Raw genomic sequence first — 26,026 nt, 5'->3', positions numbered from 1 at the left:
GCGGCGGTACGAATGCACCATGCGGATTGGTGCATCCGCATCTACCTCGCGCGGCGCCCGCTTGCGATCCTGTCCACTCGGCGGTGCGACGGAGGGCGCCGCATCGCCGGCTCTCCCTCAAACCATCGCAGGAGATGACCATGGACAGGAATCGCATCGAAGGCAAGCTCAAACAGGTCAGGGGTTCGGTCAAGGAAGCACTCGGCAAGGTGACGGGCGACCGCGAGACCGAAGCGGAAGGTGTGGCCGAACAGCAGGCCGGCAAGCTTCAGGAGAAGGCCGGCGAGGCGGCCGATGCGGTGCGTAACCAGACGGGCACCGATCGGCACTGACCGATGACGCGGCGCCCGCAAGGGGCGTTGCGAAGGCCGGCCGGGCCGCCCTCGCAACGATGATGCGTTGCCGGCATGACCACGGTCGGCCTTGACCCGGCGGCGCGGCCGCTGTCTCCTGCCGCAGACTTCCATCCCGGCTCACCGTCATACGGGCCGCGGATCGGCCATGACCACGGAACTTGATGACCAAATCTCACAACATAGTTCCGATATTTCGTTTGCTGCACGGGTATTGGCTACCCACAATCCATTCACCTCTTTCGCGATGAAAGGTTCTTCGGAGACGGAACCGCGGTGATCGGCCAGCCGGTCGGGCGCATGGCGCCTCGGCGGCGCACGCCATCGCCGGCGCGCAGGAGGTTGCCGACGGGCGCCGATCGCGCGTTGCATCCCGACCCCCAGAAGAAGGACAGCCATGACGTTCCGCATTCGTTCGCTTTCCGGCGTCGCACTGACCGCCGCGCTTCTCGCGTTCCAGACGGGCGCGGCCCATGCGCAGGAGACGATCGTCAAGGTCGGCGTGGCCGGCCCGCTGACGGGCGGCGGCGCCGCTTACGGGAAAGACATCGAGAACGGCGTGCGCATGGCGGTCGACGAAGCGAATGCCGCTCGCACGATGGTCGGCGGCAAGCCGGTGAAATTCGTCATCGCGTCGCAGGACGACCAGAGTGATCCGCGCACCGGCGTGCAGGCCGCGCAGCAACTCGCCGACGCACAGGTGGCCGTCGTGATCGGCCACTTCAATTCGGGCACGACGCTGCCCGCGTCGAAGATCTACGCGAAGGCCGGCATTCCGATGATCACGCCGTCGGCGACCAATCCCGACATCACGCGCGCCGGGCTCGGCACCGTGTATCGCGTGATCGCGACCGATACGCAAAACGCGGGCAACGCCGGTGCGTACGCCGCGAGCGTGACGAAGGCGAAGCGCATCGCGATCATCGACGATCGCACCGCGTTCGGCCAGGGCGAAGCCGACGAATTCGAGAAGGCCGTGAAGGCGAACGGCGGCACGATCGTCACGCGCGAATTCACGAACGACAAGGCCGTCGACTTCAGCGCGCAGCTCACGAAGATCAAGAGCACCAACGCCGATCTCGTGTTCTTCGGCGGGCTCGACGCACAGGCCGCGATGCTCGTGAAGCGCATGCGCCAGCTCGGCATCCGCGCGCAGTTCCTCGCGGGCGGCGGCGTGATGAACGCGAACTTCATCAAGCTGGCCGGCAATGCGGCCGAAGGCGCGTCGGTGTGGGAATACGGGCAGCCGCTGTCGCGTCTCGCGAAGGGCAAGCTGTTCGAAACGAAATTCAAGCAGAAGTACGGCGTCGACATGCTCGCGTATGCGCCGTTCGCGTACGACGCGACGTGGATCGCGATCAACGCGATGCAGAAGGCGAACTCGACGAAGCCGGCCGATTTCAACGGCGCGCTGAAGGGCACGCGCTACGACGGCATCACGGGCACCATCGCGTTCACGAACACGGGCGACCTGAAGAACCCGAGCTCGACGCTGTATGAAGTGAAGAACGCCGCGTGGCAGCCCGTCACGACCCAGTCGGCGGACTGAACGCAACCCGCGCGCGGGCTTTCGCGGCGATGCCGGACGTGCTGAAATAGCCGAAGCGATCGTTCACGAAGCCTGCCTGCGGCACGCCGCGCGAGTCGCGGCGCGAATCACCCACAGGCCCTGAGCCTTTTACGTGCAACCGGAGTCAGTCGTGAGTTCTCAAGTCGTCATCGTCGGCGGTGGTGTGATCGGCAGCTCGATCGCTTATTTCCTGCGCGCCACCGATCCCACGGTCGCCGTGACCGTCATCGAGCGCGACCCCACCTATGCCAGATCGTCGTCGGCGCTGTCGGCCGCGTCGATTCGCCAGCAGTTCTCCACGCCGCTGTCGATCGAGATGTCGCTGTTCGGCATCGAGTTCCTGCGCACGATCGGCGAGCGGCTCGAAGTGGACGGCAACCGGCCGTCGATCGATCTGCACGAAGGCGGTTACCTGTTCCTCGCGACGCCGGCCGGCGACGCGACGCTGCGCGAGAACCATGCGCTGCAGACGCGCCTCGGCGCCGATATCCGGCTGATGGACGGCGACGCGCTGCGCGCGAAGTTTCCGTGGCTGAACGTCGACGATCTCGTGTCGGGCGCGTACGGCGTGAGCGGCGAAGGCTGGTTCGACGGCTACGGGCTCGTGCAGGCGCTGCGCAAGAAGGCGCAGGCGCTCGGCGCGCGCTACGTGCCGGCCGACGTGAAGGACGTGGTGCGCGACGGCCGCAGGATCACGCATGTCGTGACGGGCGACGGTGAACGCTATGCGTGCGACACGCTCGTCAACGCGGCCGGCGCATGGACGCGCACGCTGTCGTCGATGATGGGCATCGACATTCCCGTGTATGCGCGGCGGCGCAGCATCTTCAACGTATCGTCGCCGGCGAAGCTCGCCGATTGCCCGCTGCTGATCGATCCGACCGGCGTGTATTTCCGGCCGGAAGGGCGCACGTATATCTGCGGCACGTCGCCGAGCCCGGATCGCGACCCGGACGACCTGCCGCTCGACGAAGTCGACCACGGCCTGTTCGACGACGTGATCTGGCCGACGCTCGCGCACCGCGTGCCGGAATTCGAGGCGCTGCGCGTCGAGAATTGCTGGTCCGGTTACTACGAGTACAACGTGTTCGATCACAACGCGATCATCGGCTACCACCCCGAACTCGACAACGTCGTGTTCGCGAACGGCTACAGCGGCCACGGGCTGCAGCAAGGGCCGGCGACGGGGCGGGGCGTCAGCGAACTCATTCTGGGCGGGCGTTACGACACGCTCGACCTGTCGTCGCTCGGCTGGGCGCGCGTGCTCGAAAACCGGCCGATCGTCGAAAAGAACGTCGTGTAGCGCGGCGTGACCGCCCGGTATGGGGTGGGCGGAATTCTCCTAGTGTCTCAAACCCGTTGGCCCGACTGTGTCGGGCCTTTTTTCGTGGCGTGCATCAGCCGACGCCATAGACGGCATCGCGCAGATCGAGCGTGTACTGCCCGTTCATCCCTTCGTAGAGCGTGTTCGTCAGCGACACGACGGTGAGCCCGCGTGCGCGGTCGACGAACCACGAATGACCGTAGACGCCGCCCCAGCGCCACGTGCCGACGGATTCCGGCGACGCGGCCGCCTGCGGGTCGCGCAACACCGAGAAGCCGATCCCGAAGCCCGCGCCGGGCAGGTCCGGCAATTCCAAATCGCCGGTCTGTACGCGGCCCATCTCGTCGACCAGCTCAGTCGGCAGGATCGTGCCGCCGCCCGCGCGCAGCGTGTCCAGCACCGTCAGCACGTCGCCCGCGGTGCCGACCATCCCGGCGCCGCCCGACGGGAACGCGTGTGCATTCAGCGCGCGCGACGGCGAGTACGTGACGCCGACGAAGCCTTCGTCGATGGGCACCGTCTCGTTCTCGGCGAGCCGGTGCGGCTGCGGCGTGTCGTTCACGTACGGCGTGGCGAGCCGCGCCGGATCGCGTGCGACGAACCCAGTGTCGCGCGCACCGAGCGGGCGCAGCACGAGCGCATCGATCGCATCGGCGAGCGGCACGCCGCAGACGGCCTCGATCAGCGCACCGATGACGTCGATCGACAGCGAATAATTCCAGCTCGTGCCGGGCGCGAACAGCAGCCGCACGCTCGCGATCCGGCGCAGGTTTTCGGCGAGCGTGATCGATGCGCCATCCAGCCCGTCGGAGACACCCGCACGCGCATAGGGGCCGTTCGCGTCGGTTTCGTTGAAACGATAGTCGAGGCCGGCGGTATGCACGAGCAACTGGCGCACCGTGATCGTCGGCACGCGGCCGTCGGGCAGCGCCGGACGGAAGTCGGGCAGCCAGCGCGCGATGTCTTCGTCGAGCGACAGCTTGCGTTGCGCGACGAGCGCCATCGCGGCCGCCGACACGATCGGCTTCGTCACCGATGCGAGCCGGAACAGCGTGTCCTCGCGCATCGGCGTACGCGATTCGCGATCCGCGAACCCGGCCGCGCGGCGATAGACGAGCTCGCCGTCGCGGGCGACGAGGACGACCGCGCCGACCAGCCGCTGCGTGTCGAGCTGGCGGGACAGGACCGTGTCGATGCGCTCGGCGAGCGCCGGATCGGTGGACGACTGCTGTGACGATGCGGGAGAGGAGGTCATCGAAGTTTCCGTCGTGAAGGGCCTGGTCGACATGTTATGAGGCGGTTGCCGCACGCGTCGTTAACCCTTACTCCGAACAGGGCGATGGGCGCGGCATGGGCCGGCATGGGCGAACACCGACCCCGGCGGCCGACAAAATAGGCGCCAATCGTCCGGCGGCGTTCGTTAGAATCTGCTTTCGTCGAGGAAATGACGCATTTGCATGGTGCAGAGCAGTATCGAATCGAAGACGCTGCTTGTCCTGATTCCATCGTTCATCTTTCACCGGAGGCGAGCATGCCAGGTTTACTTCCCGATGTTGACCGCGAGGGGCTCCTCGAATATTCGGTGGTGTACACCGATCGCTCGGTCAACCATATGTCGCAGCGCTTCCAGGGTGTCATGCGCGACATCTCCGCCACGCTGAAAAAAGTCTACAACGCGAAATCGGTCGCGATCGTCCCGGGCAGCGGGACGTTCGGCATGGAAGCCGTGGCGCGACAGTTCGCGACGAACGAGAAGTGCCTCGTGATCCGCAACGGCTGGTTCAGCTTTCGCTGGTCGCAGATCTTCGACATGGGCAGCATTCCGTCCGAGACGACGGTGCTGAAGGCGCGCCCGGTGGAAGCGGGCAGGCAAGCGGCCTATGCGCCGGCGCCGATCGATGAAGTGGTCGCCGCGATCAAGGAAAACAAACCCGATCTCGTGTTCGCGCCGCACGTCGAAACCGCGTCCGGGATCATGCTGCCCGATGCGTACCTGCGCGCGGTGGCCGATGCCGTGCATGCGGTCGGCGGCATGTTCGTGCTGGATTGCATCGCGTCCGGCACCGTGTGGGTCGACATGCAGGCGAGCGGCGTCGATATCCTGATCAGTGCGCCGCAAAAGGGCTGGAGCGCGTCGCCGTGTTGCGCGATGGTCATGTTGAGCCCGCTCGCACGCGAGCGTATCGATGCGACGACCAGCACCAGCTTCGCGTGCGATCTGCGCAAGTGGCTGCAGATCATGGAAGCGTACGAGGGCGGCGGGTTCGCGTATCACGCGACGATGCCCACGGACAGCCTCACGACGCTGCGCGACGTGATGAAGGAAACCGACGCATACGGCTTCGACAAGGTGAAGGCGGAACAGCTCGAACTCGGCGAGCGCATTCGTGCGCTGCTGACGGAGAAGGGGTTCAGGAGCGTGGCCGCGAAAGGGTTCGAGGCGCCGGGTGTCGTGGTGAGCTACACGGACGATGACGGGATTCGCACCGGGAAGAAATTCGCCGATGTCGGTTTGCAGATCGCGGCGGGCGTGCCGTTGCAATGCGACGAGCGGGAGGACTTCAAGACGTTCCGGCTCGGGTTGTTCGGTCTCGACAAGCTGCATGATGTCGATGGCGCGGTGAAGCGGTTTGCCGATGCGTTGAACCGGATTGTTTGACGCGGTTTTGCGGAGTGGAGTGTTTGGGTGGCCGCCGCTCAACCGTTGAGCGGCGGCTTTTTAGTCGTTGAAAACGCAACCATTCTGGATCGTGACATGACCGAAGGCGCTCTAACGTTTGCCAGTCAGGCTGAATGGGAAAGCTGGTTGGGGCAGAACGGCGGCACGTCGACCGGAGCATGGCTGCGGCTCGCGAAAAAAGGCGCGGGGCAGCGAACCGTCAGCTATGAAGCGGCGGTGGAAAGCGCCCTCTGCCACGGCTGGATCGATGGCCAGAAGAAGGCCGAGAGCGAGCAATACTGGTTACAACGCTTTACCCCGCGCTCGGCGAAGAGCATCTGGTCCAAAATCAACAAGGACAAGGCCGAAGCGCTGATCGTCGCCGGCAGGATGCGCCGGGCCGGCCTGCGTGAAATCGAGAAGGCCAAACAAGACGGCCGTTGGGAGGCTGCCTATACGTCGGCCAGCAATGCGATCGTGCCGGACGACTTGCAGGCGGCTCTGGACGCCAATCCCAAAGCCGCGAAGTTTTTTGCGACGCTGAACAGCCGTAATCGCTATGCGATCCTGTTCCGGATACAGAACGCCAGGAAGCCTGAAACACGGGCACGCAAAATCGCGGAGTTCATCGACATGCTGAAGCGGGGCGAGACGTTTCATCCGTAGGGCTGTGCTGCCGGCGGCATGCCAGAAGAACCGCGCGGGACCGGGAACAGCTGAACGCGGACAGCTACCGCACCCAGTGACGGAAGCGTTCAATTTTTCGGCGCGCCGAGATCAGTTGTGTCGTGTGTGTGGATTCGGCCATGGAATATGGGCCTTGCGCGCGCCGCTTGGGATTGCAGTGTACGAATAAGAAATTCAATCCGGAGACGGAAGGGCCGAAGACTTGTTTGAACGAGGTCTCCAGGAGGGGCGTCGATCCTTGCGTCAGATGCGCTATGCAGTTGGGATTCTGATGTGACGGAATTGGCTTCATTGGCACGGTGTGGTCAGTTCACGTTGTGCGATTTTATGAATGACTTTGTTTATAAAAATAAAGCGCTCAAGGTATGGTTGGTCGTCGACTTGCATCTACCTGACGAAATTGACAGTTACATTTCATTTAAATGTTAATTTAAATTGATTTGCAGCTAAATCTGTCATTTCGATTAATGGAATAATCAGGAGGGGATGTGATTCATCGAATGCTGTTTGCCGGCGCGATTGTGCTTACAACGGCGATGCCTGCCCATGCGGGAAGTGCCACGGACGTCTCTCCCATCTGCACGACAGTCCGGACCGAACCAACCAGGGACTCGCTATTGAGCCGAAGCAGTTATTGCCAGAAAACGGTTCCGCTCGAATATGTCGCGAAGGACGATCAAAACAATGAAATCGGGCGAGTGGCTATCGACGCCTACGCGTATTCCGACAATCCATCGAATCAGCTCGCATGGCCATTGAAGTTCCGATTTCGCACACGCATCATTTCCGGCAATCCGGGCGGCCTGATGATCAAGCCTATCGTCGAATGCGGTTCGGATTGCACGGTTGCACCCAATGCCGGCGTACCGCTTGCCCTCGGCGGGCTGTCCAACGAAATATCGGTGATGGTCACGCCGAACATGGGATCCAGTAACCCGCTCAGGTTCAGTCCGACTCTCGAGTATCGGGTCGCGAAGTCGGGAGACTCGTTCGATAACGGTGCAAGCGTGAGTCCGTACGCAGGCGTGGGTTATATTCCCGACATTCGATGCGACGTCGCGCTCGTCAAGAGCAACTCGCAAGGATGCGTCTACGAGGACGCACCGGCGGTTCTCCGTACCATCGTCGCCACGAATCCCGACGTCGACGAATCGGCAATCCATATTCGCGAGGCGCAGGCGGCCGGCCGCCCCGGCAAGTTCGTGCCGAAGGGTGACGGCACGATTTTTCCTGATACCTGGGAGTCCAGGCCGCTGACACGCACGCGCGACGCAACGCTTCGGCGGGACAATCGGGATGCATCCAAGAAGCAATGCGTCGCGAAATACGGCTCGGTTAACGGCCAGTGCACGTTCACCGGCGATCCGGACGAAACGCCGACCGATTGCGATTGCGACGAGTATCCGTTTGCGTCGACCGAGCAGGGTGCATCAAGTGACCCGGAAGTATCGGTCAAACGTATCGATGCCAGCGATAATCGACGCGCGGGCGCTTTTCTCGGCAATTTCTATTTGAACCAGCGCGTGCTCGACCAAGAGAAATTCTACGTCGATGTCGGCTCTCAGCAGCCTGCGGCAAAACGTTGAGCCGCAGGGAAGGAAACGCGTGCCGTTGCCGCGGTTCGCGGGTATCTTCGGACCGCGGCACGAAAACATTCACCATATGAGCGATCACGAGAACTTCCCTTTCTGGCTTAACCAGCCCTATGAACGCTGTCGCCGCGTCGTGCCGGGCGCGATGCAATCCGAGACAGTGCCGATCGAGGATGCGCTGACGCGCGTGACGGCGGCCGATGTTTTCGCACCGGAGAATGTCCCGCCCGTTCCGCTCGCTGCGGTCGAAGGCTATGCATTGCGCGCATCCGATACCGTACATGCGACGCATGGTGCACCGGTCGAGCTCGATTTCGAGTTCAGTCGGCGCGCACTGGCTTCGTCGGCGGGCAGTCCGGCGGCTCGCGCAATCCACGCGCAGTGTGCGGTCGATGTCCCTCCGTATTTCCCGCTGCCGGAAAACGCCGACACCGTCGTCCCGAAAGGCGGTCTTGAAGTGACGCATCGCGACGCTCGGTCTTTCCTGCTGCTGCACGCGCCGTTATCCGCCGGGCAACACGTCATCGCTTCCGGCAGCGAATATCGACAAGGCAGCCTGCTCCTGCCCAAGGGCAGCCGGATAACGGCCGAATTGCAGATCGCGCTGACAGCGGCAGGCGTCCGCGATATCGAGGTGACGAAACGGCCGCGCATTGGCGTAGTGATCGTCGGGTATGAGCAGCGCGCTCCCGGCATCGCTCGCGAGCAATGGCAGCGGCCCGATACGAGCGGACCGTATATCCGTGCGGTACTGCAGCGCTGGGGATACAGGGTGTCGTCGATCGAGTACATCGAGCCGCCGGACATGACACTGCCGCCGCTCGAAGTGCAACAGAACGAGTACGCATTCCAGAAGAAGCTCGCCGAGTTCGCGCAACGTTACGACCTGATCGTCGGAGCCGGATTGCCTGCCACGCCGCCCTTCCGGGACATCGGACTGAATGCGCAACGAGTGTATTCGCGCGACGAGGCGACCGTCGAGATCAGACAAACACCGGCTGATCGTTTCAACTTCGGACGCAGTGACGATCGCTCGCCACCGAAGAAGACCACACTCCCGTTCACGCGGCCCGATGGTACGCAAAGCGGGATGACGGTCCTGACGAGCTACGATCAGGCCACGCTGATCAACCTGCCGGGCCACACGAGCGCAGTGGCGATGCTGATGCACGCGATCATGCCGCGTGTGCTCGATTTGCTCGAGCACGCCGCAACGCCCGGGCCGCATTGGGAAACCGGCATCATCGACCACAGCGTCGAGCGCGATGCCCAACTGAACGCGATGCGATGGGGTAACCTGCATCGTGGGGCCGACGGACACGTGGTCGTCCGCCTGCTTCCGCCCGAAGGCGACGGGTTGATCAGCGGTGTCGTGCATGCCGATGTGCTCGCCGCGATCCCGGCTGCGGAATATCCAATGGCTGCAGGTTCCTCCGTGCTGTTCCTGCGTCTCGATCGCGACCTTTCCAGCGAGCCGCCGCGCCAGACGGCGGCGACATCCGCCGAGGGAGCCTCACAATCGCCGCCAGCGGTTGAAACCCGTACGACAACCGTCGATATCGATGACGCACGCCCCATCGACCTTCGCGACACGTGGCAATGGCTCGACGCAGCATTCGCCGCCGATGCGTCACGCCTGCCTGGCGGACTCAACGGACCCGCGTCCGACGACGACATCGCTGCCTTACAGGTCGCGCTGGGTGCGACGCTGCCTGACGCACTCGTCGACAGTCTGCGGATTCACGATGGACAGGCGGCGTTGGGCGAGGCGTTTTCTGGAAGCGATGCGCTGCTGAGTGCCCGCGAGATCCTCGCGCAATGGCGCATCTGGAAAGGTCTCGTGGACGCTGGCGATTTCGGTGACATGACATCGGAACCGGATGCGGGCATCGCCGATGACTGGTACAACCTGAAATGGATTCCGTTTACGCATGACGGCAGCGGTAATCACTTGTGTGTCGACCTCGATCCCGCTGAGGGCGGCGTCGCCGGACAAGTGATTCGGGTCTGGCATGATGATGCGCGGCGCGAGCGTATCGCGAGGAGTTTTCCGGAGTGGCTTGCCGGTATCGCGTCGGCGCGACAATCAAGTTGAGTACCCGTGGAGCGTGTGGTCGTGCCATCTCGTCGATAATCGACGCGTGACGCGATGCGGCGAGATGGCGGCTCAGACTCAACGGAGAAACGAGCGATGGTTTCAAAGAACGTCCGCAGAGCGACGGCAGACGATGTCCCGGTGCTGACACAGATCCGGAACGATGCACATGCCAGAAAAGTCGCGCACGGCGACTACGTGTGGGGCAGGGATGGCGACGGCTTTTCCGAGCGGTGGGTGCGAAACCATGTCGCCGAGAAAGCCGTGTACGTCGTCGAACAGGATGGCGCGCTGGTCGGCACGTTCTCGCTCGACTTCGACGAGGACAGGCACTGGGGGCCGCAAGCGCCGATCGCCGGTTACGTGCATGGGCTTTGCGTGCGGCAAGGTTTCAACGGGCTCGGACTCGGCGGCTTCATGCTCGACTGGTGCGCTCATGAGGTGAGCCGCTTGAACCGGCGTTTGCTTCGACTCGACTGCGGCGCTGAAAACACGAAGCTCTGCGCTTACTACGAGTCGCTGGGCTTTGTCCGCGTCGGATTGAAAACGGACGGTATTGTCTGGTCCCTGTACGAAAAACCTGTCAGTTCGGCCAGCCGGTGATCGCGGCGGTCCGTCTGCAAACGCTGCAAGTGGGCCGCACGATTGACCATCGCGCGTTCGCGAACGTTCGACGTCACTCGACGCCGCGTCACCGTTGCCCTGCTACGCAGGCAACAGCCCCGCTTTACGATAATTGTCGATCAGCGCGTCATAGAGCGAGAGATCGGCGCGACTCCGCGCGATGAGCTGCGCGCCGGCGATGGCCGCGAAGATGGCCCGCGCCCGCTGTTTGCTCTCCCGGGCGCCGACCACGGCCGCCGCGGACAGAGCCTTGCTCAGCCACGCGACATTCACGTCGGCGAAGGCCAGGACTTCTTTCATCACGACTTCCGGCAGATCGTCGGTTTCGGCGGCCATGAAGCTGCAAAGGCACAGGCGGTTGCCGGTCTCGAGCGCCTTGCGGAAGGTATCCGGATAGCGACGCAGGCAATCCAGCGGATCGCGCGAGTTGGCCAGCATGTCGTCCAGCGCCGCCGCTGAATCCTCCCAATAACGCCTCGCTACCGCTGCGCCAAGATCGGCCTTGCTTTCGAAGTGGTGGTAGATGCTCGCGGCCTTGATCCCCACCTCGCTGGCGAGATCCCGATAGTTCAACCCGCCGTAGCCGTGCGTCTGCGCGAGCCTCGTGGCGGCCGCCAAGATTCTTTCTCTCGAGTTCGAGCTCGCGTCGTTCGCCACTGCTTCAGTCTCCGCGCACGGGAAAAGGGTGTTGACACCCCGGATTGTACCTTATATGGTTAACCTAACAAACGTTAGGTAGATTCATGGGCGACGTGTCTTTCACGTCGTCCCACCCCGTGCAACCGACTACGGAGCGCTCCCGCAATGACTTCCAGCAACGTCGATTTCGATGCAGCCCGACTGCCCCCGATGAAGATCCACGATTTCCCGACTGGGCCCTATCCGACCCGCGTGCGTATCGCGCTGGCCGAAAAAGGGCTGCAATCGCGCGTCGAGTTCGTGATGGTCGATCTTTACCAGGGCGAGCACAAAAAGCCCGAGTTCATCGCCGGCAAGAATTATTCGGGTACGTTGCCGGTGCTGGAGCTCGATGATGGCACCTGTATCGCCGAGTGCACGGCCATTACCGAATACCTCGACGCGCTCGATGGCGCGCCCACGCTCACCGGCAGCACGCCCCGCGAGAAGGGCATCATCCACATGATGAGCAAGCGCGCCGAGCTGGAGCTGCTCGATGCCATCAGCGTCTATTTCCATCACGGCACGCCGGGGCTGGGCCCCGACGTCGAGACGTATCAAAACCCGGAGTGGGGGTTCCGCCAACGCGACAAGGCACTGAGGGGCATGCGCTACTTCGATGCCGTTCTGCAAAGCCGGCCGTATGTCGCGGGCGAGGCGTTCTCGATGGCCGACATCACCGTTATCGGCGGTCTGATCTTTGCGATGCTCGTGAAGCTGGCGGTGCCCGAGGAGTGCGAGGCGCTTCGAGCCTGGTACGCGAGAATGCGCCAGCGCGAGAGCGTCAGGAACCAGCCGGTGTTTGCCAACCTGACTTGATCTGGCGCGGCCGCCGGCCGATAACGGGCAGGGGGTTCACGCAGCCCCTGCACGGCGCACATTGAACGGCGCGGGCGTGGCAGGCGATGCTTCGTTGTATGAAGTAATCGCTGTCATACGGCATGAAATCCTATTCCGTTGAGTCGGCCAGAGTGGCGGGCACCGTGGTCTGCACTGAGCCTCGGCCGCCGCCTCGCCCTACACCGATTCCGTCGCGCCGCCCGCCACCGGGCGCAGATGGTGGCGCAACAGCGGCGCGGTGACCGCGGTGGTGAACAGCGCGAAGATCACCAGCATCGTGTAGACGTTCTGCGGCAGGATGCGCAGTTGCAGCCCGATCGACAGGAAGACCAGTTCCATCAGGCCGCGCGCGTTCATCAGCGTGGCGATCACCGTCGCGTCGCCGCTCGTGTGCCCCGTCAGTCGCGCGCCGGCGAACACGCCCAGGTATTTCCCCGCGAAGCCGACCACGATGAAGGCCAGCAGCCAGAGCCATTGCGCATGGGCGGTGACGTCGAAGAACTGCAGGTTCAGGCCCGCGCAGGCGAAGAAGATCGGCATCAGGATGGTATGCAGGAAGCCGCCCAGCAGGCGGTCGAACTGCTCGCGCACGCTCGGTACGTCGCGCAGCAGCATGCCGATCAGCAGCGCGCCGAACGCGCTATGGAAGCCGAGCTGCGAGGTGATCCATCCCGACACCAGCACCGAGGCGACCAGGATCGCCACCGTGTCGCGCGACCAGCCCTGCGCAAGCGAGCGCCCGACCACGCGCAGCAGCACACCCTTGGCCGCGATCACGAGCAGCGCCACGTAGGCGACGAGCAGCACGACGTTCACGCCGAGGGTGCGCCATCCGGCGGCGTTGTGCGACAGGCAGACGAGCAGCGAGAGCGCGCCCCAGCCGAGCAGGTCGCCGACCATCGCCGCCGACAGCGCCGACGCGGCGCCGGCATGCCGCGTGAGATTCAGGTCGGTCACGATGCGCGCCATCACCGGCACGGCCGATACCGACAGCGCCACGCCGCAGAACAACACGAACGGCCAGAACGGCTGCTGCGGCGCCAGGACGTCGTGGGCGAGCCAGCCCACCATCAGCCCCCCGCCGAACGGCAGCAGCATGCCCGGCACGGCGATCAGCACCGGGCCGAGCAGCGCGCGTTGCGCCGGCAGGCGCACGTCGAGACCGATCTCGAACATCAGCAACGCGAGGCCGATCTCGCCGATGCGACTGATCGCCGAGGTGTTGTCGGGCGTGAACAGCTCGTGATAGAGCGACGGCGTGACGACGCCGAGCGCGAGCGGGCCGAGCAGGATGCCGCCGGCGATCTCGCCGATCACCTTGCATTGCCCGAGCCGCTCCGCGATCGCACCGCAGCCGTTACAGACCAGAACGACGAGCGCCACTTGTATCAGCCACATCACGTGTTCCTTGAGCAAGAAGGGAAAAAATCGTTTCGCGACCGTGCGGCCCCGCGGGGCGCGCGGCAGTGGGTTCAGTCGAGCAGCGCTTCCGAATCGACGCTGTCGAAGATGATTTCGCGCACCAGTTCGCTGGCGCCGGCGGCGATCGTGCCGGCGGTCGCGTCGCGATAGAGCCGCGCGACATCGGATTCCGACAGGTAGCCGCGCGCGCCGTGAAATTGCGCGCACAGATGCGCCGCTCGCTTCGCCAGCTCGGTGCTGCGCAGCTTCAGGATCGACGCGTCGCCGCTGCCGAGCCTGCCGCCCACGTATTGCTGCACCAACTGATAAGCGAAATGACGCAGCAGCCGCAATTCGGCGATCAATTCGACCAGTTCGTGACGGATCGTCTGGTTCGCGCTCAGCGGGGCGCCGCGCACCACGCGCTGGCGCACGAAGCGATTCATCAGCCGGATGCTGCATCCCGCGCCGCCGAGCGCGAGCATGCCTGCCACCATGCGCTCGAAGTCGAGGCATCGCATCAGGCAGGTGAACGCCTTGTCGGGCTTGCCGAGCGTGTTCTCGCGCGGCACCGCGACGTCCTCGAAGCGGATGTCGCAGACGTCGGCGCTGCGCCAGCCCAGCAGGTTCAGCGGCGTGCGCGTGACGCCGGGCGCCTCGGCATCAACGACCAGCAGGCTGCAACCGCCCAGTGCGTGGCGCTGCGCGTTGCTGCGGACCAGCGCGACGATTAGCGTGGCCTGCGAGCCGTTCGAGACGAAACGTTTCGTGCCGTTCACGCGCCAGCCGTCGCCGCTCGCCGCGGCGCTGCATTGCAGGTCGCTCAGGTCGCTGCCGGCCTGATCCTCGGTGATGGCGAGCGCCGCCACGGCCGTGCCGTCGCGCATCCTCGCCAGATAGCGCTCGCGCTGTGCGTCGTTGCCGAACCAGGCGAGGTAGGACGCCGCCATGAACGCATGCACGCCGATCGCGGCGCGCACGCCCGCATATCCGAGGCGTCCCAGCTCCTCCAGGAACACCGCGCTGCGCACGAAGCCTTCGCCCGCCAGCGGCAGGTCCAGCCAGCCCTCGGCGGCCAGCGCCGGCCAGATGGCGCGCGGAAGATGGCCGCGCGCCTCGGCGCCCTCGGCTTCGGGCAGCAGGCAGGCCTGCAGGCGCTCGCGCAGCTCGGCCGCGAGGCCGCGATACGACTCGTCCGGATAGGGACTGGACATGGGTAGCCTCGTTACTTCACCGAGACCACGCGATGCGCGGGCAGCACGTCGGTGAAGCGGCCGGTGATCTTGAACACCGCGCTCGGCGTACCGGCCGCCGCCCACAGTTCGTCGAACTGGAGCAGGTCCTCGTCCACCAGCAGCGCAACTTCCTCCCGGTGGCCGAACGGCGGCACGCCGCCAATCGCGAAGCCGGTGGTTTCCTTGACGAAGTCGGCATCGCCCTTGACGATCTGCGCGCCGATCAATTCGGAAATCGCCGCCTCGTTCACGCGGTTCGGCCCGCTGGCGAGCACCACCACCGGCCGGTTGCCGGCCAGCGAGCGAAATACCAGCGACTTGACGATCTGCGCCTTCTGGCAGCCGAGCGTGCGCGCGGCGTCGTCGGCGGTGCGCGTGGAGGCGGGCAGTTCGAGGACTTCCATCTGCAGGCCGCGATCCGCCAGCAGATCCTGGAAATATTGGGCGCGTTTGCTCAGGCTCATGCTTGTCACTCCAGTGTCTGTTTCAGATGTCGATGATCGATCTTGCCGTTGGCCGAGATCGGCAGTTCGTCGCAAAGATGGATTTGTGCCGGCACCATGTACGCGGGCAGGACTTCGGCCAGCGCAGCCCGAATCTGCTCGACCCCGCTGGCTTCGCTCTTGGGCACGACGAACGCCACCAGCCGCTTCTCGATGCCGTTGTCATGCACGGTCACATAGCTGCGCCGCACTTCGGGCCGGTTCTGCAGATGGAACGCGATCTCGCCGAATTCGATCCGGAAGCCGTTGATCTTGACCTGGTCGTCCAGGCGCCCCTTGAACACCAGCACGCCGTCCTCGCGCAGGTAGCCGATATCGCCGGTGTGATAGAGCCGCTCGCGTCGCCCCGCGATCTCGTATTCGACGAAGCGCTCGCGGGTGATCTCCGGCATGCCGAGGTAGCCGGGTGTCAGGCCCGGCCCCGCGACGCAGATCTCGCCGGGCTCGCCGGCGCGGCACAGCGCACCCTGGTCGACGACATAGAGGCGCGTGTTCTGGATCGGCAGGCCGATCGGCAGCATGGTTTCGTCGGGGCCGATCTCGCGCACCGGATACCAGGTCGTGAAGGTCGTGCATTCGGTCGGACCGTAGACGCTGACGATCCGGTCCGCGCCGTAGCGGCGCAGTGCCTCGTTCATGTGGCGCAGCGAGTGGGCCTCGCCGCCGGTCAGCACCGTCTCGACGCTCGCGAGCGTCGCCGGCGCTTCGTCGACGAGCGCGTTGAACAGCGCGGTGGTCAGGAACAGCAGGTTGATCCGGTGGCGCTCGATCAGGTCGCGCAGGCGCGACGCGCGCACGAAGCCGTCTTCGTAGACGACGCACGCGCCGCCATTGAGCAGCGGTCCCCAGATCTCGAAGGTCGCGGCATCGAACGTGACCGGCGCCATCTGCAGCACGCGGCTTTCCGTGTCGAGCCGCGCATAACGCGCGCCGAAGACCAGCCGCGCGACGCTTCGATGCTCGATCGGCACACCCTTGGGCTGGCCGGTGGAGCCCGACGTGAAGTTGATGTAGGCGATCGAGGCCGCCGTCGCACGCCCGTGGGGCGCTTCGCGTCGGCCTTCCTCGCGGAGCGCGTCGACCGACACCGGCAGCGCGCGGCACGCGCCGAGCGCCGCGGGCGCCGGGCCGGCCGCGCCGTACAACGCATGGCGGCAGCCGGTCTGCTCGAGCAGGTGCGCGATGCGCTGGGCGGGCCAGGCCGCGTCGAGCGGCAGGTAGGCCGCGCCGGCCTTGACGATCGCCAGCAAGGCGGCCACCAGATCCACGCCGCGCGGCAGAACCAGCGCGACCACGTCGCCGGGGCGCACGCCCTCGTCGATCAGGCGCCAGGCCAGCGCATTGGCGCAGTCGTCCAGCTCACGATAGGTGCAGGTGCGGCTCGCCGTGATCACGGCTGCCGCGTCCGGCCGGCGCGCCACAACGCGGTCGAACAACTCGCCGATGCTCGCATCGTCAGGGTACGGCACGGACGTCTGGTTGATCCGCTCGTGAAGCGACCATGCGGCTTCATCGCAGCGAAGCGATTTCATCGAACTAGCTCCTCAAACGAGTGGCCATGTGCGCAAGCAGCGGTTCGCGATGGCTATCGAGAAAGAAATGCGCGCCGTCGAACCCGACCAGCTCGCATCCGGATGTAGTGAAGCCGCGCCAGCCGGCCACGCTGGCCTCGCTGTCGATCGGATCGGCGTGGCCGTAGTAGACATGCAGCGGTACGTCGAGCGGCGTGCGGTGCCAGTTGCCCCACAGCTCCGCGAGCCGCATGTCGGCGCGCATGATCGGCAGCATCAGGTTCATCAGCCGTTCATCTTCGAGCACCTCGGTCGGCGTGCCGCCCATGGTGCGCAACGCGGCGCGGAACGCCGGCTCCGGCAGTTCGTGCAGGTAAGGCCGCGCCTGCGGACTGTCGGGGCTGCGGCAACCGCCGATGAACAGCCCCCGGCAGGTGCCCGGCGGCAGCACCGGGCGCATCCGCTGCGCGATCTCGTAGGCGAGACGGCCGCCGAAGCTGTGCCCGAACAGCGCGTGCGGCTCGCCGAGATACGGCGCGAGCGCGCTCGCGCAATCCTCGACGAGCGCGGGCCATTCGCCGTACAGCGGCTCGCGCAGGCGCATGCCGCGGCCGGGCAGGCGCACCGCCACCAGCTCGACATCCGGGGCGAGGTACTCGACCCAGTTGCGGAACAGGTCGGCGCTGCCGCCCGCATAGGCGAAACAGATCAACCGCAGCCGGGGAGCGGCCACGGGGCGCGGAACCAGGCACCACCGTGCCTGGGCCGCGCCGGCTTGCACCTGCGTCACGAGGTGCGCGTTTCGCTGTGTTGCGCGATGTGGCTCGCGATGTCGGACAGGCGGCTCTGCTCGAACAGCGCCTCCGGGGTCAGCGCATCCTCGCCGAAGCGCTCCTCCACGCGCGAAAGCAGCTTGACCGCGGTGATGGAGGTGCCGCCCGCCGCGAAGAAGTCGCTGTCGGCGTTCTCGACCCGCAGGCCCAATGCACCGCAGGCCTCGACCAGCCACGCCTCGATGTCGGTGATATCGTTGCGATTGCTCATGGTGTTTAGTGCTCCTGCCGGGTTAGTTGGCCTGGAAACGGAAGCCGTTGACGTTCTCGGTGACGAAACGGTTGTGACCGAAGGCGTCCTGGCCCGCGACCTGCACGCAGCCGAACTTGTCGAGACTGGCGCTGCCGCCGAATTCTTCCAGCGTGTTGGAATACGGATAGACGCGCACCGAGTTGGGCAGATAGCGCGCGGCGAAGCCCAGCCGCATCTTGTCGGTCAGCCCGCTGTGCGGATGCGACGCGTGCATGAGCGTCGACCAGAAGATGATGAACTGGCCCTGGCGCATGACCATCGACTTGGCCTGGCTCTCGTCCGGGCTCCAGTTCGGGTCCTTCTGCAGCTGCCGGTAGTCGTAGCCGAAGAAGCCGCGGCGCACGCCCTGTTTTTCCCGGTTGTTGATGGCGTCCTCGCGATATTCCATGACCTTCGATTCGTCGTAGTTCATGGTGCGATGCGTGCCGGGAATGAACTGCAGGCAGCCGTTCTCGATGGTGGCGTCGGTAAACGCCGACCAGACCGTGATGGTTCCGCCGAACTGCGCATCCTCCGGCCACACGATCTGCGGGTGCTTGGAGCCGGCCACGTTGGAGAAGTTGTCGGCCTGATGCCAGTCCGTGCCCTCGTCGCCCGGATACTTCGGGAAGAACTCCGAGCGCCAGCACAGTACGTCCGGGCCGAGGATGCTCGCGACCCGGTCGGTGATTTCCGGGCGCGTGATGTGCGAGGCCAGGAAGTCGACATCGAGATGGCGATCGTAATTGGCCAGATTGGTGACGCCTGAAATCGATTTTTCCTGGCTGTAGATGGCCTTTTTGGTGTTCAGCAGCTTGGGGCGCAGCGCCTGAAGGTTGGCTTCCATCTGGTCGCTGGGATAAAGATCGAACGGCCCGATATAGCCGTTGCGATGAAAATCTGCCAATTCTTGCTGGCTCAAAGCAAACCTGGTACTACGTACCTCGATAGTATTGTTCATGGTTATTTTTACGGCCCTCGAAAGATAGAACTGCATTGCTCGACTGCGACATCAAAAAGCGAATATCTTTTATTGTTGTTACGTTTTTGTTTTTAATCCGGGAGTTTGATTCGCGCTGCGGCATGCATGTCGCAAGCCGCAGGCGATACAGCTGCTCAGCCCTGCAGGGCCGGCTTGGCGTGGCTCATGCCGAACTTGATCGGCGCGCCGCGCGGTTTCTTCTGCTCGATTTCCATTTGATCGATAATATCGCGAAATTCGATTTGATGGTCGGCCATTTCGCCCATCAAGAGCGCGATTACCGCGAGGTGGGACGGCACCACACCTTTTTGTGAATAATTGGTGATTGAATTTTCATTCATCTTCACCAGGCTCGCGAATTCCCGTACGGTCAGCCGCGCGCGTTTGAGCTGATCGCGGAATTCGAAATACGTCATTACGGACACAACGGCTCTCCTTCAAAAAGCTCCGGGGTTTTGCCTGAACAAATCCGCCCTGCACGATTTCTCGATTCCGCGATCCCGGGCAACGGCCCGCTTACATCTTCACCTGGTCGAGGAACGTCTTCTTGCCCGCCTTGTAGACGTACAGCGAGATCACGCCATGCGCGAGATCGCCATGCGAATCGAACTGGGTTTCACCGACCACGCCGTGATAGTCGGTCGGCGGCATCTGCGCGAGGATCTTGGCGGGGTCGGTGGATTTCGCCCGCTTCATCGCATCGACGATGATGTACACGGCGTCATAGGCGAACGGCGCGTCGTATTCGACTACCTGTCCGAAGCGCTTCTTGTATTTCGCCTGGAACGCCTCGCCGCCCGGCATCGTCTGGATCGCCGCGCCGGCCTGCGAGCACACCACGTTCTCGGTCGCATCGCCGGCGAGATTGGCCAACGATTCCGTGCAGACGCCATCGCCCGTGAAGACGCGTGCGCGCAGGCCGAGCTGCTTGGCTTGCTTGGCGAACGGGCCGCCGGTCGAATCCGAGCCGCCGTACATGATCGCGTCAGGCGTCTCGCCCTTGATCTTGGTGAGTACCGAGCGGAAGTCGATGGCCTTGTCGCTGGTGGCATCGTGCGACAGCACGGTGATGCCCAGCTCCTTCGCGCGCTTCTCGAATTCGTTTGCCAGGCCCTGGCCGTAGGCGGTCGAATCGTCGACGATCGCCACACGATGGATGTTGCCCAGCTTCTTCGCATAGTTCGCCAGCGCCGGGCCTTGCTGCGCGTCGGTGGCCACGACCCGGAAGGTGGTCTTGAAGCCCTGCTGCGTGTAGACCGGATTGGTCGAGGACGGGGAGATCTGCGTGATGCCGGCTTCGCTGTAGATCTTCGAGGCCGGGATCGACGTACCCGAGTTCAGGTGACCGACCACGGCCACCACCTTGTCGTCGACGAGCTTCTGGGCCACTTGCGTGGCCGTGCGCGGATCGGCTGCGTCATCCTGTGCGTCGAGCTGCAACGTGACGGAATGCCCGCCGATCGTCAGGCCTTTCGCGTTGATTTCCTCCACCGCGAGGCGCGCGCCGTTTTCGTTGTCTTTACCAAGATGCGCGATCCCGCCGGTCAACGGCTCGACGCTGCCGATCTTCACGACTATCGGGTCTGCACTCGCTGCCGTCGCGGCGGCAAGCGCCAACACCGAAAGCGTGGCGTTCAGCGAAAGCTTGAATGCGCTGGATAAATTTGCTCGTTTCAAGTGCGGCTCTCCTGCGAGTGTGGTTGAGAACTTCCCGTCATGGTGCAGGACGACGGCGTGCAACACCGCAAATCGTCTTATGTATCCATATTATGTATTTTGGATACATTGGTAGCATATCGGTGCCAAGATACAATTGGCAAGTCAAAAAAATCAAGCCGGAGGTATGCATTGCGACCCCCAAACACGCTGGTCGCGGAAGCGATTCGCGAGGACATCCTGCGGGGAGAATTGCCGCCTGGAACGCCGCTGATCCAGGAGAACCTCTCGGTCAGATATGGTGTGAGCCGGATCCCGATCCGGGAGGCGCTGGTGCGCCTGGAAGCCGACGGGCTCGCCCGGCAGGAAGGCAAGCGCGGCCTGACGGTGGCGCCGCTGCATGCCACCGAGGCCGAGGACTTGTGGATGATGCGTTCGCGCCTGGAGCCGCTCGCGCTCGAAATGGCGTTTCCGTTCCTGACCAAGAGCGTGCTGGGCGAAGCGGAGGACCTGATCGACAAGGTCGAACACCTCGGCAACGATCCCGCGAAACAGAGCCAGGCGAACTGGCTGTTCCACCGCACGCTTTACGAGAAGGGCAACCGCCGGCGCCTGCTGGTCACGCTCGACGGGCTGCATTTGCAGGCGGAAAGGTACTTGCGGTTCCAGTACGACGTGATGAGCCACAGCCGCGACAGCCGCACCGAGCACATGGCCATCCTCGACGCGCTGCGTGCCCGCGACCTGGAGACGGCCTGCCAGGGCCTCGTGCGGCACATCGAGGACGCCGGGCGCAAGCTGGTCACGGCGTTGCGCAACGTGCCCATCGCGGAGGCGTAGGCTTTCGCCGCATGGGCCTCGCCGACTGAACCGATGCCGGCGATGCCGGTTGGCGGCAGCCGGCGAGATCACTGACAATATGCCGCTGTAAAAAATGAGAGAGGGTGCGGTATGCGCTGGATCGGTAAGACGCTCGCGGTGATCTCGGGCATGGCGGTCGTCGGTATCGCGTGTGTTCAAGCCGCCCCCAGCGAAACCGCATTCCCGCGCTTCACCCAGGCCCAAGGCAAGCTCGATGCCGACGGGCTCCCGCTGTCCGGCGTGAAGCTCTGCGTGCTTCCCGACCATGCGCCGTGCTTCGAGATGCCGCCGACGCTTGTCCCCGGTTCCGCCAAGGAGCTGTATCAGTTCGGTCTGAATCCGCGGTCCGAACGATTGCCGATTGCATCCGGCGGCTCGTGGGTGTTTTTAGCCGGAACGTTTTCAGGCGGCGGCAGCGGCATGCTGGAGCGCGTGGCCGTCCTGCGTGTCGGCGCGAACGGCAAGATCGAGAACCTGATGCCGATCGTCACCGAAACGGAGATGGCCGATCGCGCGATGTGGAACTTGCCGGCGGTGTCGCCGTATCCGCTGTTCGTCCGGGCCGACTATGTGTGGGGCAAGGGCGAGGATCATTTCGGCAAGCACTTCTTCGACGTCGACGCATGGGCGTTCGATCCCGCCGCCAATCAATACGCGAAGCGCTTTTCCTACCGGACGAGCCAGCGCTACGACAGGGGCGAGGGCGCGGACCACGTGCTGAGCGCCGAGCGTGCGGAAATCCTGCGCCGCCTCGCCGCCGCCCGGTAGCGCGTTATCGCTGCGCGTCCCCGTAAGTCTCCTTGCACACCGCGCGTAGCGCGTCGACGAGCAAATCCCGCGCGGGCGACCGCGAATCGGCGGAGCGCGTGAACAGCGCAATGGGCGGCAGCGTCCACACCAGCGAATACGGCACGATCGCCACGCCGGCGATCCGCACCAGTTCCTCCGCGATATCGGCCGGCACGATCGAGACGGCTTCGTCGCTCGACGCGATCATTTCGCCGATCAGCTTCGACGAGTAGCTTTCGACGATCGGCACGGGCGGCGCGATGCCGGCCGACAGGAACAGGTCGGTCACCTGTTCGCGCATCGGCGTATGCGGCGCGCCGAGAATCCAGTCGAGCGCGTGCAGCTTGTGCCAGTCGAGCGGCGTGCGGGCGAGCTTCGCCGCCAGCCGCCGGCTCGCGATCATGCGCGGCTGCTGCTGATACAGCACTTCGAACGAAACCTGCCCGAGATCGATCGCCGACGACGCGCGCCCGATCACAATATCGACACTGTGATCCTTGAGTTGCAGCAGCAGCTGATCGCTGGTGCCTTCGTGAATCGTCACGGTCAGGCGCCGCTCCATGCGCGCCTGCAGCCGCTTCAGCGCGGCCGACAGCATCTGGCCGGAGATGAACGGAATCACGCCGATGTGCAGATGGGCCGCATGCCCGGCGGCAACGGCCTCCATCTCGCGGGCGAGGTGGTCGAGATCCTTGATCATCGCCTTCGCGCGCTCGAGCACGACCGCGCCGAGCGCCGTGGGCCGCATGCCGCGCGACGAGCGCTCGAACAGCGGCGTGCCGAACATGCTCTCCAGTTCGGACAGCGCGTTCGTCACGGCCGGCTGGCTGCTCGCCATGTGCTCGGCGACCCGCGTCAGCGAGCCGTGCTGCTGGATCTGCAGCAACAGCACCAGATGCCGGATCTTCAGACGCGCGCCGAGCCGCCTGACCACGTCGTTTGCATCAAAATTCATTGACTGGTCATGCATTCATCATGAAAAAGTGATGGGCCGATATTAAAACAGAATCATCACGTTATGGCAGATCCCTAGAATCCTCTTCATGGATCGCGCCGGGACTGGCCTGGCGCCCACGCCGAGACCCAGAACATGAAACAGACAGAGACACAGCAGCAGGCCGCGTTCGACTATCACGAGTTTCCGACGCCCGGGAAAATCTCGGTCGTGGCGAGCAAGCCGCTGGTGACCCAGCGCGACCTGGCGCTGGCCTATACGCCCGGCGTGGCGAGCGTGTGCGAGTCGATCGCCGCCGATCCGCTGCAGGCGCACCGCTTCACGAGCCGCGGCAACCTGGTCGGCGTGATCACGAACGGCACCGCCGTGCTCGGTCTCGGCAATATCGGCCCGCTCGCATCGAAGCCGGTCATGGAAGGCAAGGCCGTCCTGTTCAAGAAGTTCGCCGGGATCGACGTGTTCGACATCGAGATCAACGAGACCGACCCGGACAAGCTGGTCGACATCATCGCCGGCCTCGAACCCACGTTCGGCGGCATCAACCTCGAGGACATCAAGGCGCCGGAATGCTTCACCGTCGAGCAGAAGCTGCGCGAACGCATGAAGATTCCCGTCTTCCACGACGATCAGCACGGCACGGCCATTACCGTGTCGGCCGCGTTCATCAACGGGCTGAAGGTCGTCGGGAAGTCCATCAAGGAAGTGAAGGTCGTGACGTCGGGCGCCGGCGCGGCCGCGCTGGCGTGCCTGGACTTGCTGGTCGACCTCGGGCTGCCGGTGGAAAACGTCTGGGTGACCGACATCGAAGGCGTCGTCTATCGCGGCCGTACCACGCTGATGGACCCGGCCAAGTCGCGTTTCGCGCAGGAAACCGACGCGCGCAAGCTTGCCGAAGTGATCGGTGGCGCGGATGTGTTCCTCGGCCTGTCGGTCGGCGGCATCCTTACGGCGGAGATGCTGAAGGCAATGGCGGCGCGCCCGCTGATTCTCGCGCTGGCCAACCCGACGCCGGAAATCTTCCCGGAACTGGCGCATGAGACGCGCGACGACGTCGTGATCGCGACGGGCCGCTCGGACTACCCGAACCAGGTCAACAACGTGCTGTGTTTCCCGTACATTTTCCGCGGCGCGCTCGATGTGGGCGCGACGACGATCACGCGCGAGATGGAAATTGCCGCGGTGCACGCGATCGCGGGGCTGGCCGAGGAAGAGCAGAACGAAGTCGTTGCGGCGGCCTATGGTGCGTACGACGTGTCGTTCGGCGCGCAATACCTGATTCCGAAGCCGTTCGACCCGCGCCTGATCGTGCGGATCGCGCCGGCCGTGGCGAAGGCGGCGATGGAAGGCGGCGTGGCGACGCGTCCGCTCGCGAATCTCGATGCGTACGTCGAGCAGTTGCAGCAATTCGTCTATCACTCGGGCGCGTTCATGAAGCCGCTGTTCGCGACCGCGCGTCAGCTCGTGCGCGACGGCGGCAAGGCGCGGATCGTGTTCACCGAAGGCGAGGACGAACGCGTGCTGCGGGCGGTGCAGGTGATCGTCGACGAGAAGCTTGCGCGGCCGATTCTGGTCGGTCGCCCGGAGGTGCTGCTGGCGCGCATCGAGCGGTTCGGCCTGCGCCTGCGACTCGGTCAGGATGTCGAAGTGACCAATCCGGAATATGACGAGCGCTTCCCGCAGTACTGGACGAAGTATTGGGAACTGCGCTGCCGCGACGGCATTTCGAAGGAAATGGCGCGCGTGGAAATGCGTCGGCGCCTGACGTTGATCGGCGCGATGATGGTGCAGCTCGGCGACGCGGACGGGATGATCTGCGGGACGGTGGGCGAGTATCACAATCACCTGCGGTTCGTGGACGAAGTGATCGGCAAGAAGCCGGGGGCTTCGACTTACGCGGCGATGAACATCCTGTTGCTCGATCAGCGGACGGTCGCGCTGGTGGATACGCACGTGAACGACAACCCCGATGCGGAGCAGATCGCGGAATTCACGATCGCGGCGGCGCGGCAGATGGAATGGCTGAACCTGACGCCGAAGGTGGCGCTGCTGTCGCGGTCGAATTTCGGGTCGGGGAGTGCGGCTTCGGGCGTGAAGATGCGCCGGGCGCTGGAGATCGTGCGCGAGCAGGCGCCGGATATCGAGGCGGATGGCGAGATGCATGGCGACTGTGCGCTCGATGAAGGGCTGCGGGCGAAGCTGCTGCCGATGTCGCCGTTGAAGGGCGCGGCGAATTTGCTGGTTTGTCCGAATGTGGATGCGGGGAATATCGCTTACAACCTGCTCAAGACCGAGGCGGGGAGTAATGTGGCGGTGGGGCCGTTCTTGCTCGGCGTTAATGCTCCCGTGAACATCCTGACTTCGAGCGCGACCGTGCGGCGGATCGTGAATATGGCTGCTTTGACGGTGATCGAGGCGAATCGGGGTGTGACGGGCTGATTGACGTTTGCGAATCGGGCTGACGGTCGATCGTCAGCCCGATTCGGCCATTAGTGCATTGCCAAGGGGACATGTTTGACTGTGCGGTTGGATTGCTGCGCCGGTGCTTGATACATATCTCTGGATGTGGACATGCGTTGCTGTTCCATTCATCGATTGATGGATCGGAGCGAGCGGAATGCACAATGCGATGTTCTGAACTTGGCTCTC

General features: G+C 64.3%; 24 protein-coding genes. 12 read left to right on the top strand and 12 right to left on the bottom strand.

The window, feature by feature from the left end; genetic code table 11:
* Positions 1-140: 140 nt before the first annotated feature.
* The 3 genes from AP428_RS24755 to AP428_RS24745 all read left to right on the top strand — a co-directional run bounded on the left by AP428_RS24755 (position 141) and on the right by AP428_RS24745 (position 3,226).
* Entirely contained in the window at positions 141-332 is a 192-nt protein-coding gene (locus AP428_RS24755; protein WP_011694517.1) for a CsbD family protein, read from the top strand.
* 418 nt (positions 333-750) lie between these two features.
* On the top strand, positions 751-1,902 hold the full coding sequence (locus AP428_RS24750) for a branched-chain amino acid ABC transporter substrate-binding protein (protein ID WP_011694518.1): 1,152 nt from the start codon (positions 751-753) through the stop codon (positions 1,900-1,902).
* Positions 1,903-2,053: 151 nt separating this feature from the next.
* Positions 2,054-3,226, top strand: a complete 1,173-nt coding sequence (locus AP428_RS24745) for an FAD-binding oxidoreductase (RefSeq protein ID WP_011694519.1) — start codon at positions 2,054-2,056, stop codon at positions 3,224-3,226.
* A 94-nt stretch (positions 3,227-3,320) separates the two neighbouring features.
* Here AP428_RS24745 and AP428_RS24740 read toward each other — a convergent pair whose 3' ends face one another.
* The gene (locus tag AP428_RS24740; RefSeq protein WP_050809578.1) at positions 3,321-4,502 is read right to left on the bottom strand and encodes a serine hydrolase; all 1,182 of its coding nucleotides are present in this window, start codon (positions 4,500-4,502) and stop codon (positions 3,321-3,323) included.
* Positions 4,503-4,778: 276 nt separating this feature from the next.
* On the opposite strand from AP428_RS24740, the gene AP428_RS24735 reads away from it, so the two are divergent.
* The 5 genes from AP428_RS24735 (at position 4,779) to AP428_RS24715 (ending at position 10,883) form a co-directional block, all read left to right on the top strand.
* Positions 4,779-5,906 carry an aminotransferase class V-fold PLP-dependent enzyme gene (locus AP428_RS24735; protein ID WP_011694521.1) on the top strand — a complete coding sequence of 376 codons (1,128 nt, stop codon included), beginning with the start codon at positions 4,779-4,781 and terminating at the stop codon, positions 5,904-5,906.
* A gap of 96 nt (positions 5,907-6,002) precedes the next feature.
* Positions 6,003-6,572, top strand: a complete 570-nt coding sequence (locus AP428_RS24730) for a YdeI family protein (protein WP_041489661.1) — start codon at positions 6,003-6,005, stop codon at positions 6,570-6,572.
* A 509-nt stretch (positions 6,573-7,081) separates the two neighbouring features.
* On the top strand, positions 7,082-8,179 hold the full coding sequence (locus tag AP428_RS24725) for a NucA/NucB deoxyribonuclease domain-containing protein (RefSeq protein WP_227745915.1): 1,098 nt from the start codon (positions 7,082-7,084) through the stop codon (positions 8,177-8,179).
* A complete protein-coding gene (locus tag AP428_RS24720; RefSeq protein ID WP_227745916.1) occupies positions 8,145-10,280 on the top strand; it encodes an SMI1/KNR4 family protein in 2,136 nt (711 codons plus the stop codon). The genes AP428_RS24725 and AP428_RS24720 overlap by 35 nt, the downstream gene beginning before the upstream one ends.
* A 96-nt stretch (positions 10,281-10,376) precedes the next feature.
* Positions 10,377-10,883, top strand: a complete 507-nt coding sequence (locus tag AP428_RS24715) for a GNAT family N-acetyltransferase (protein WP_011694525.1) — start codon at positions 10,377-10,379, stop codon at positions 10,881-10,883.
* A 102-nt stretch (positions 10,884-10,985) separates the two neighbouring features.
* On the opposite strand, the gene AP428_RS24710 is transcribed toward AP428_RS24715, so the two are convergent.
* On the bottom strand, positions 10,986-11,561 hold the full coding sequence (locus AP428_RS24710) for a TetR/AcrR family transcriptional regulator (RefSeq protein WP_011694526.1): 576 nt from the start codon (positions 11,559-11,561) through the stop codon (positions 10,986-10,988).
* Positions 11,562-11,708: 147 nt separating this feature from the next.
* Here AP428_RS24710 and AP428_RS24705 point away from each other — a divergent pair, with 147 nt between their 5' ends.
* Positions 11,709-12,401 (top strand): glutathione S-transferase, encoded by a 693-nt coding sequence (locus tag AP428_RS24705; RefSeq protein ID WP_011694527.1) that lies wholly within the window; start codon positions 11,709-11,711, stop codon positions 12,399-12,401.
* Positions 12,402-12,599: 198 nt separating this feature from the next.
* On the opposite strand, the gene AP428_RS24700 is transcribed toward AP428_RS24705, so the two are convergent.
* From AP428_RS24700 to AP428_RS24660, 9 genes are all read right to left on the bottom strand, one after another.
* Positions 12,600-13,820, bottom strand: coding sequence for a cation:proton antiporter (locus AP428_RS24700; protein ID WP_011694528.1), 1,221 nt, complete (start codon positions 13,818-13,820; stop codon positions 12,600-12,602).
* Positions 13,821-13,894: 74 nt separating this feature from the next.
* The gene (locus AP428_RS24695; protein WP_011694529.1) at positions 13,895-15,037 is read right to left on the bottom strand and encodes an acyl-CoA dehydrogenase family protein; all 1,143 of its coding nucleotides are present in this window, start codon (positions 15,035-15,037) and stop codon (positions 13,895-13,897) included.
* Positions 15,038-15,048: 11 nt separating this feature from the next.
* Positions 15,049-15,522, bottom strand: coding sequence for a YbaK/EbsC family protein (locus AP428_RS24690; protein WP_011694530.1), 474 nt, complete (start codon positions 15,520-15,522; stop codon positions 15,049-15,051).
* A 5-nt stretch (positions 15,523-15,527) separates the two neighbouring features.
* Positions 15,528-17,093 (bottom strand): amino acid adenylation domain-containing protein, encoded by a 1,566-nt coding sequence (locus tag AP428_RS24685; RefSeq protein WP_011694531.1) that lies wholly within the window; start codon positions 17,091-17,093, stop codon positions 15,528-15,530.
* A gap of 4 nt (positions 17,094-17,097) precedes the next feature.
* Complete coding sequence (locus AP428_RS24680; RefSeq protein WP_231691704.1) at positions 17,098-17,862, bottom strand: thioesterase II family protein; 765 nt, start codon at positions 17,860-17,862, stop codon at positions 17,098-17,100.
* Complete coding sequence (locus tag AP428_RS24675; RefSeq protein ID WP_011694533.1) at positions 17,859-18,116, bottom strand: phosphopantetheine-binding protein; 258 nt, start codon at positions 18,114-18,116, stop codon at positions 17,859-17,861. Before AP428_RS24675 ends, AP428_RS24680 begins: the two co-directional genes overlap by 4 nt.
* A 22-nt stretch (positions 18,117-18,138) precedes the next feature.
* On the bottom strand, positions 18,139-19,098 hold the full coding sequence (locus AP428_RS24670; protein WP_041489632.1) for a chlorinating enzyme: 960 nt from the start codon (positions 19,096-19,098) through the stop codon (positions 18,139-18,141).
* A gap of 155 nt (positions 19,099-19,253) precedes the next feature.
* Positions 19,254-19,535 (bottom strand): hypothetical protein, encoded by a 282-nt coding sequence (locus AP428_RS24665; RefSeq protein ID WP_011694535.1) that lies wholly within the window; start codon positions 19,533-19,535, stop codon positions 19,254-19,256.
* Positions 19,536-19,635: 100 nt separating this feature from the next.
* On the bottom strand, positions 19,636-20,757 hold the full coding sequence (locus AP428_RS24660; RefSeq protein WP_227745930.1) for a branched-chain amino acid ABC transporter substrate-binding protein: 1,122 nt from the start codon (positions 20,755-20,757) through the stop codon (positions 19,636-19,638).
* Between the two features lie 210 nt (positions 20,758-20,967).
* Between AP428_RS24660 and AP428_RS24655 the strand changes: the two genes are divergently transcribed.
* The gene (locus AP428_RS24655; protein WP_011694537.1) at positions 20,968-21,615 is read left to right on the top strand and encodes a GntR family transcriptional regulator; all 648 of its coding nucleotides are present in this window, start codon (positions 20,968-20,970) and stop codon (positions 21,613-21,615) included.
* 111 nt (positions 21,616-21,726) lie between these two features.
* Positions 21,727-22,404 carry a hypothetical protein gene (locus AP428_RS24650; protein ID WP_011694538.1) on the top strand — a complete coding sequence of 226 codons (678 nt, stop codon included), beginning with the start codon at positions 21,727-21,729 and terminating at the stop codon, positions 22,402-22,404.
* Positions 22,405-22,408: 4 nt separating this feature from the next.
* Here the strand turns inward: AP428_RS24650 and AP428_RS24645 are convergent, their stop codons facing one another.
* Positions 22,409-23,380 carry a LysR substrate-binding domain-containing protein gene (locus AP428_RS24645; protein ID WP_006495747.1) on the bottom strand — a complete coding sequence of 324 codons (972 nt, stop codon included), beginning with the start codon at positions 23,378-23,380 and terminating at the stop codon, positions 22,409-22,411.
* A 135-nt stretch (positions 23,381-23,515) separates the two neighbouring features.
* Between AP428_RS24645 and AP428_RS24640 the strand changes: the two genes are divergently transcribed.
* On the top strand, positions 23,516-25,816 hold the full coding sequence (locus AP428_RS24640) for an NADP-dependent malic enzyme (protein WP_011694539.1): 2,301 nt from the start codon (positions 23,516-23,518) through the stop codon (positions 25,814-25,816).
* The last annotated feature ends 210 nt before the right edge of the window (positions 25,817-26,026 follow it).

This window comes from Burkholderia sp. E168m22 (genome assembly GCF_001319805.1).
Classification (GTDB): domain Bacteria; phylum Pseudomonadota; class Gammaproteobacteria; order Burkholderiales; family Burkholderiaceae; genus Burkholderia; species Burkholderia orbicola.
This window is presented reverse-complemented; position numbering and strand designations above follow the sequence as displayed.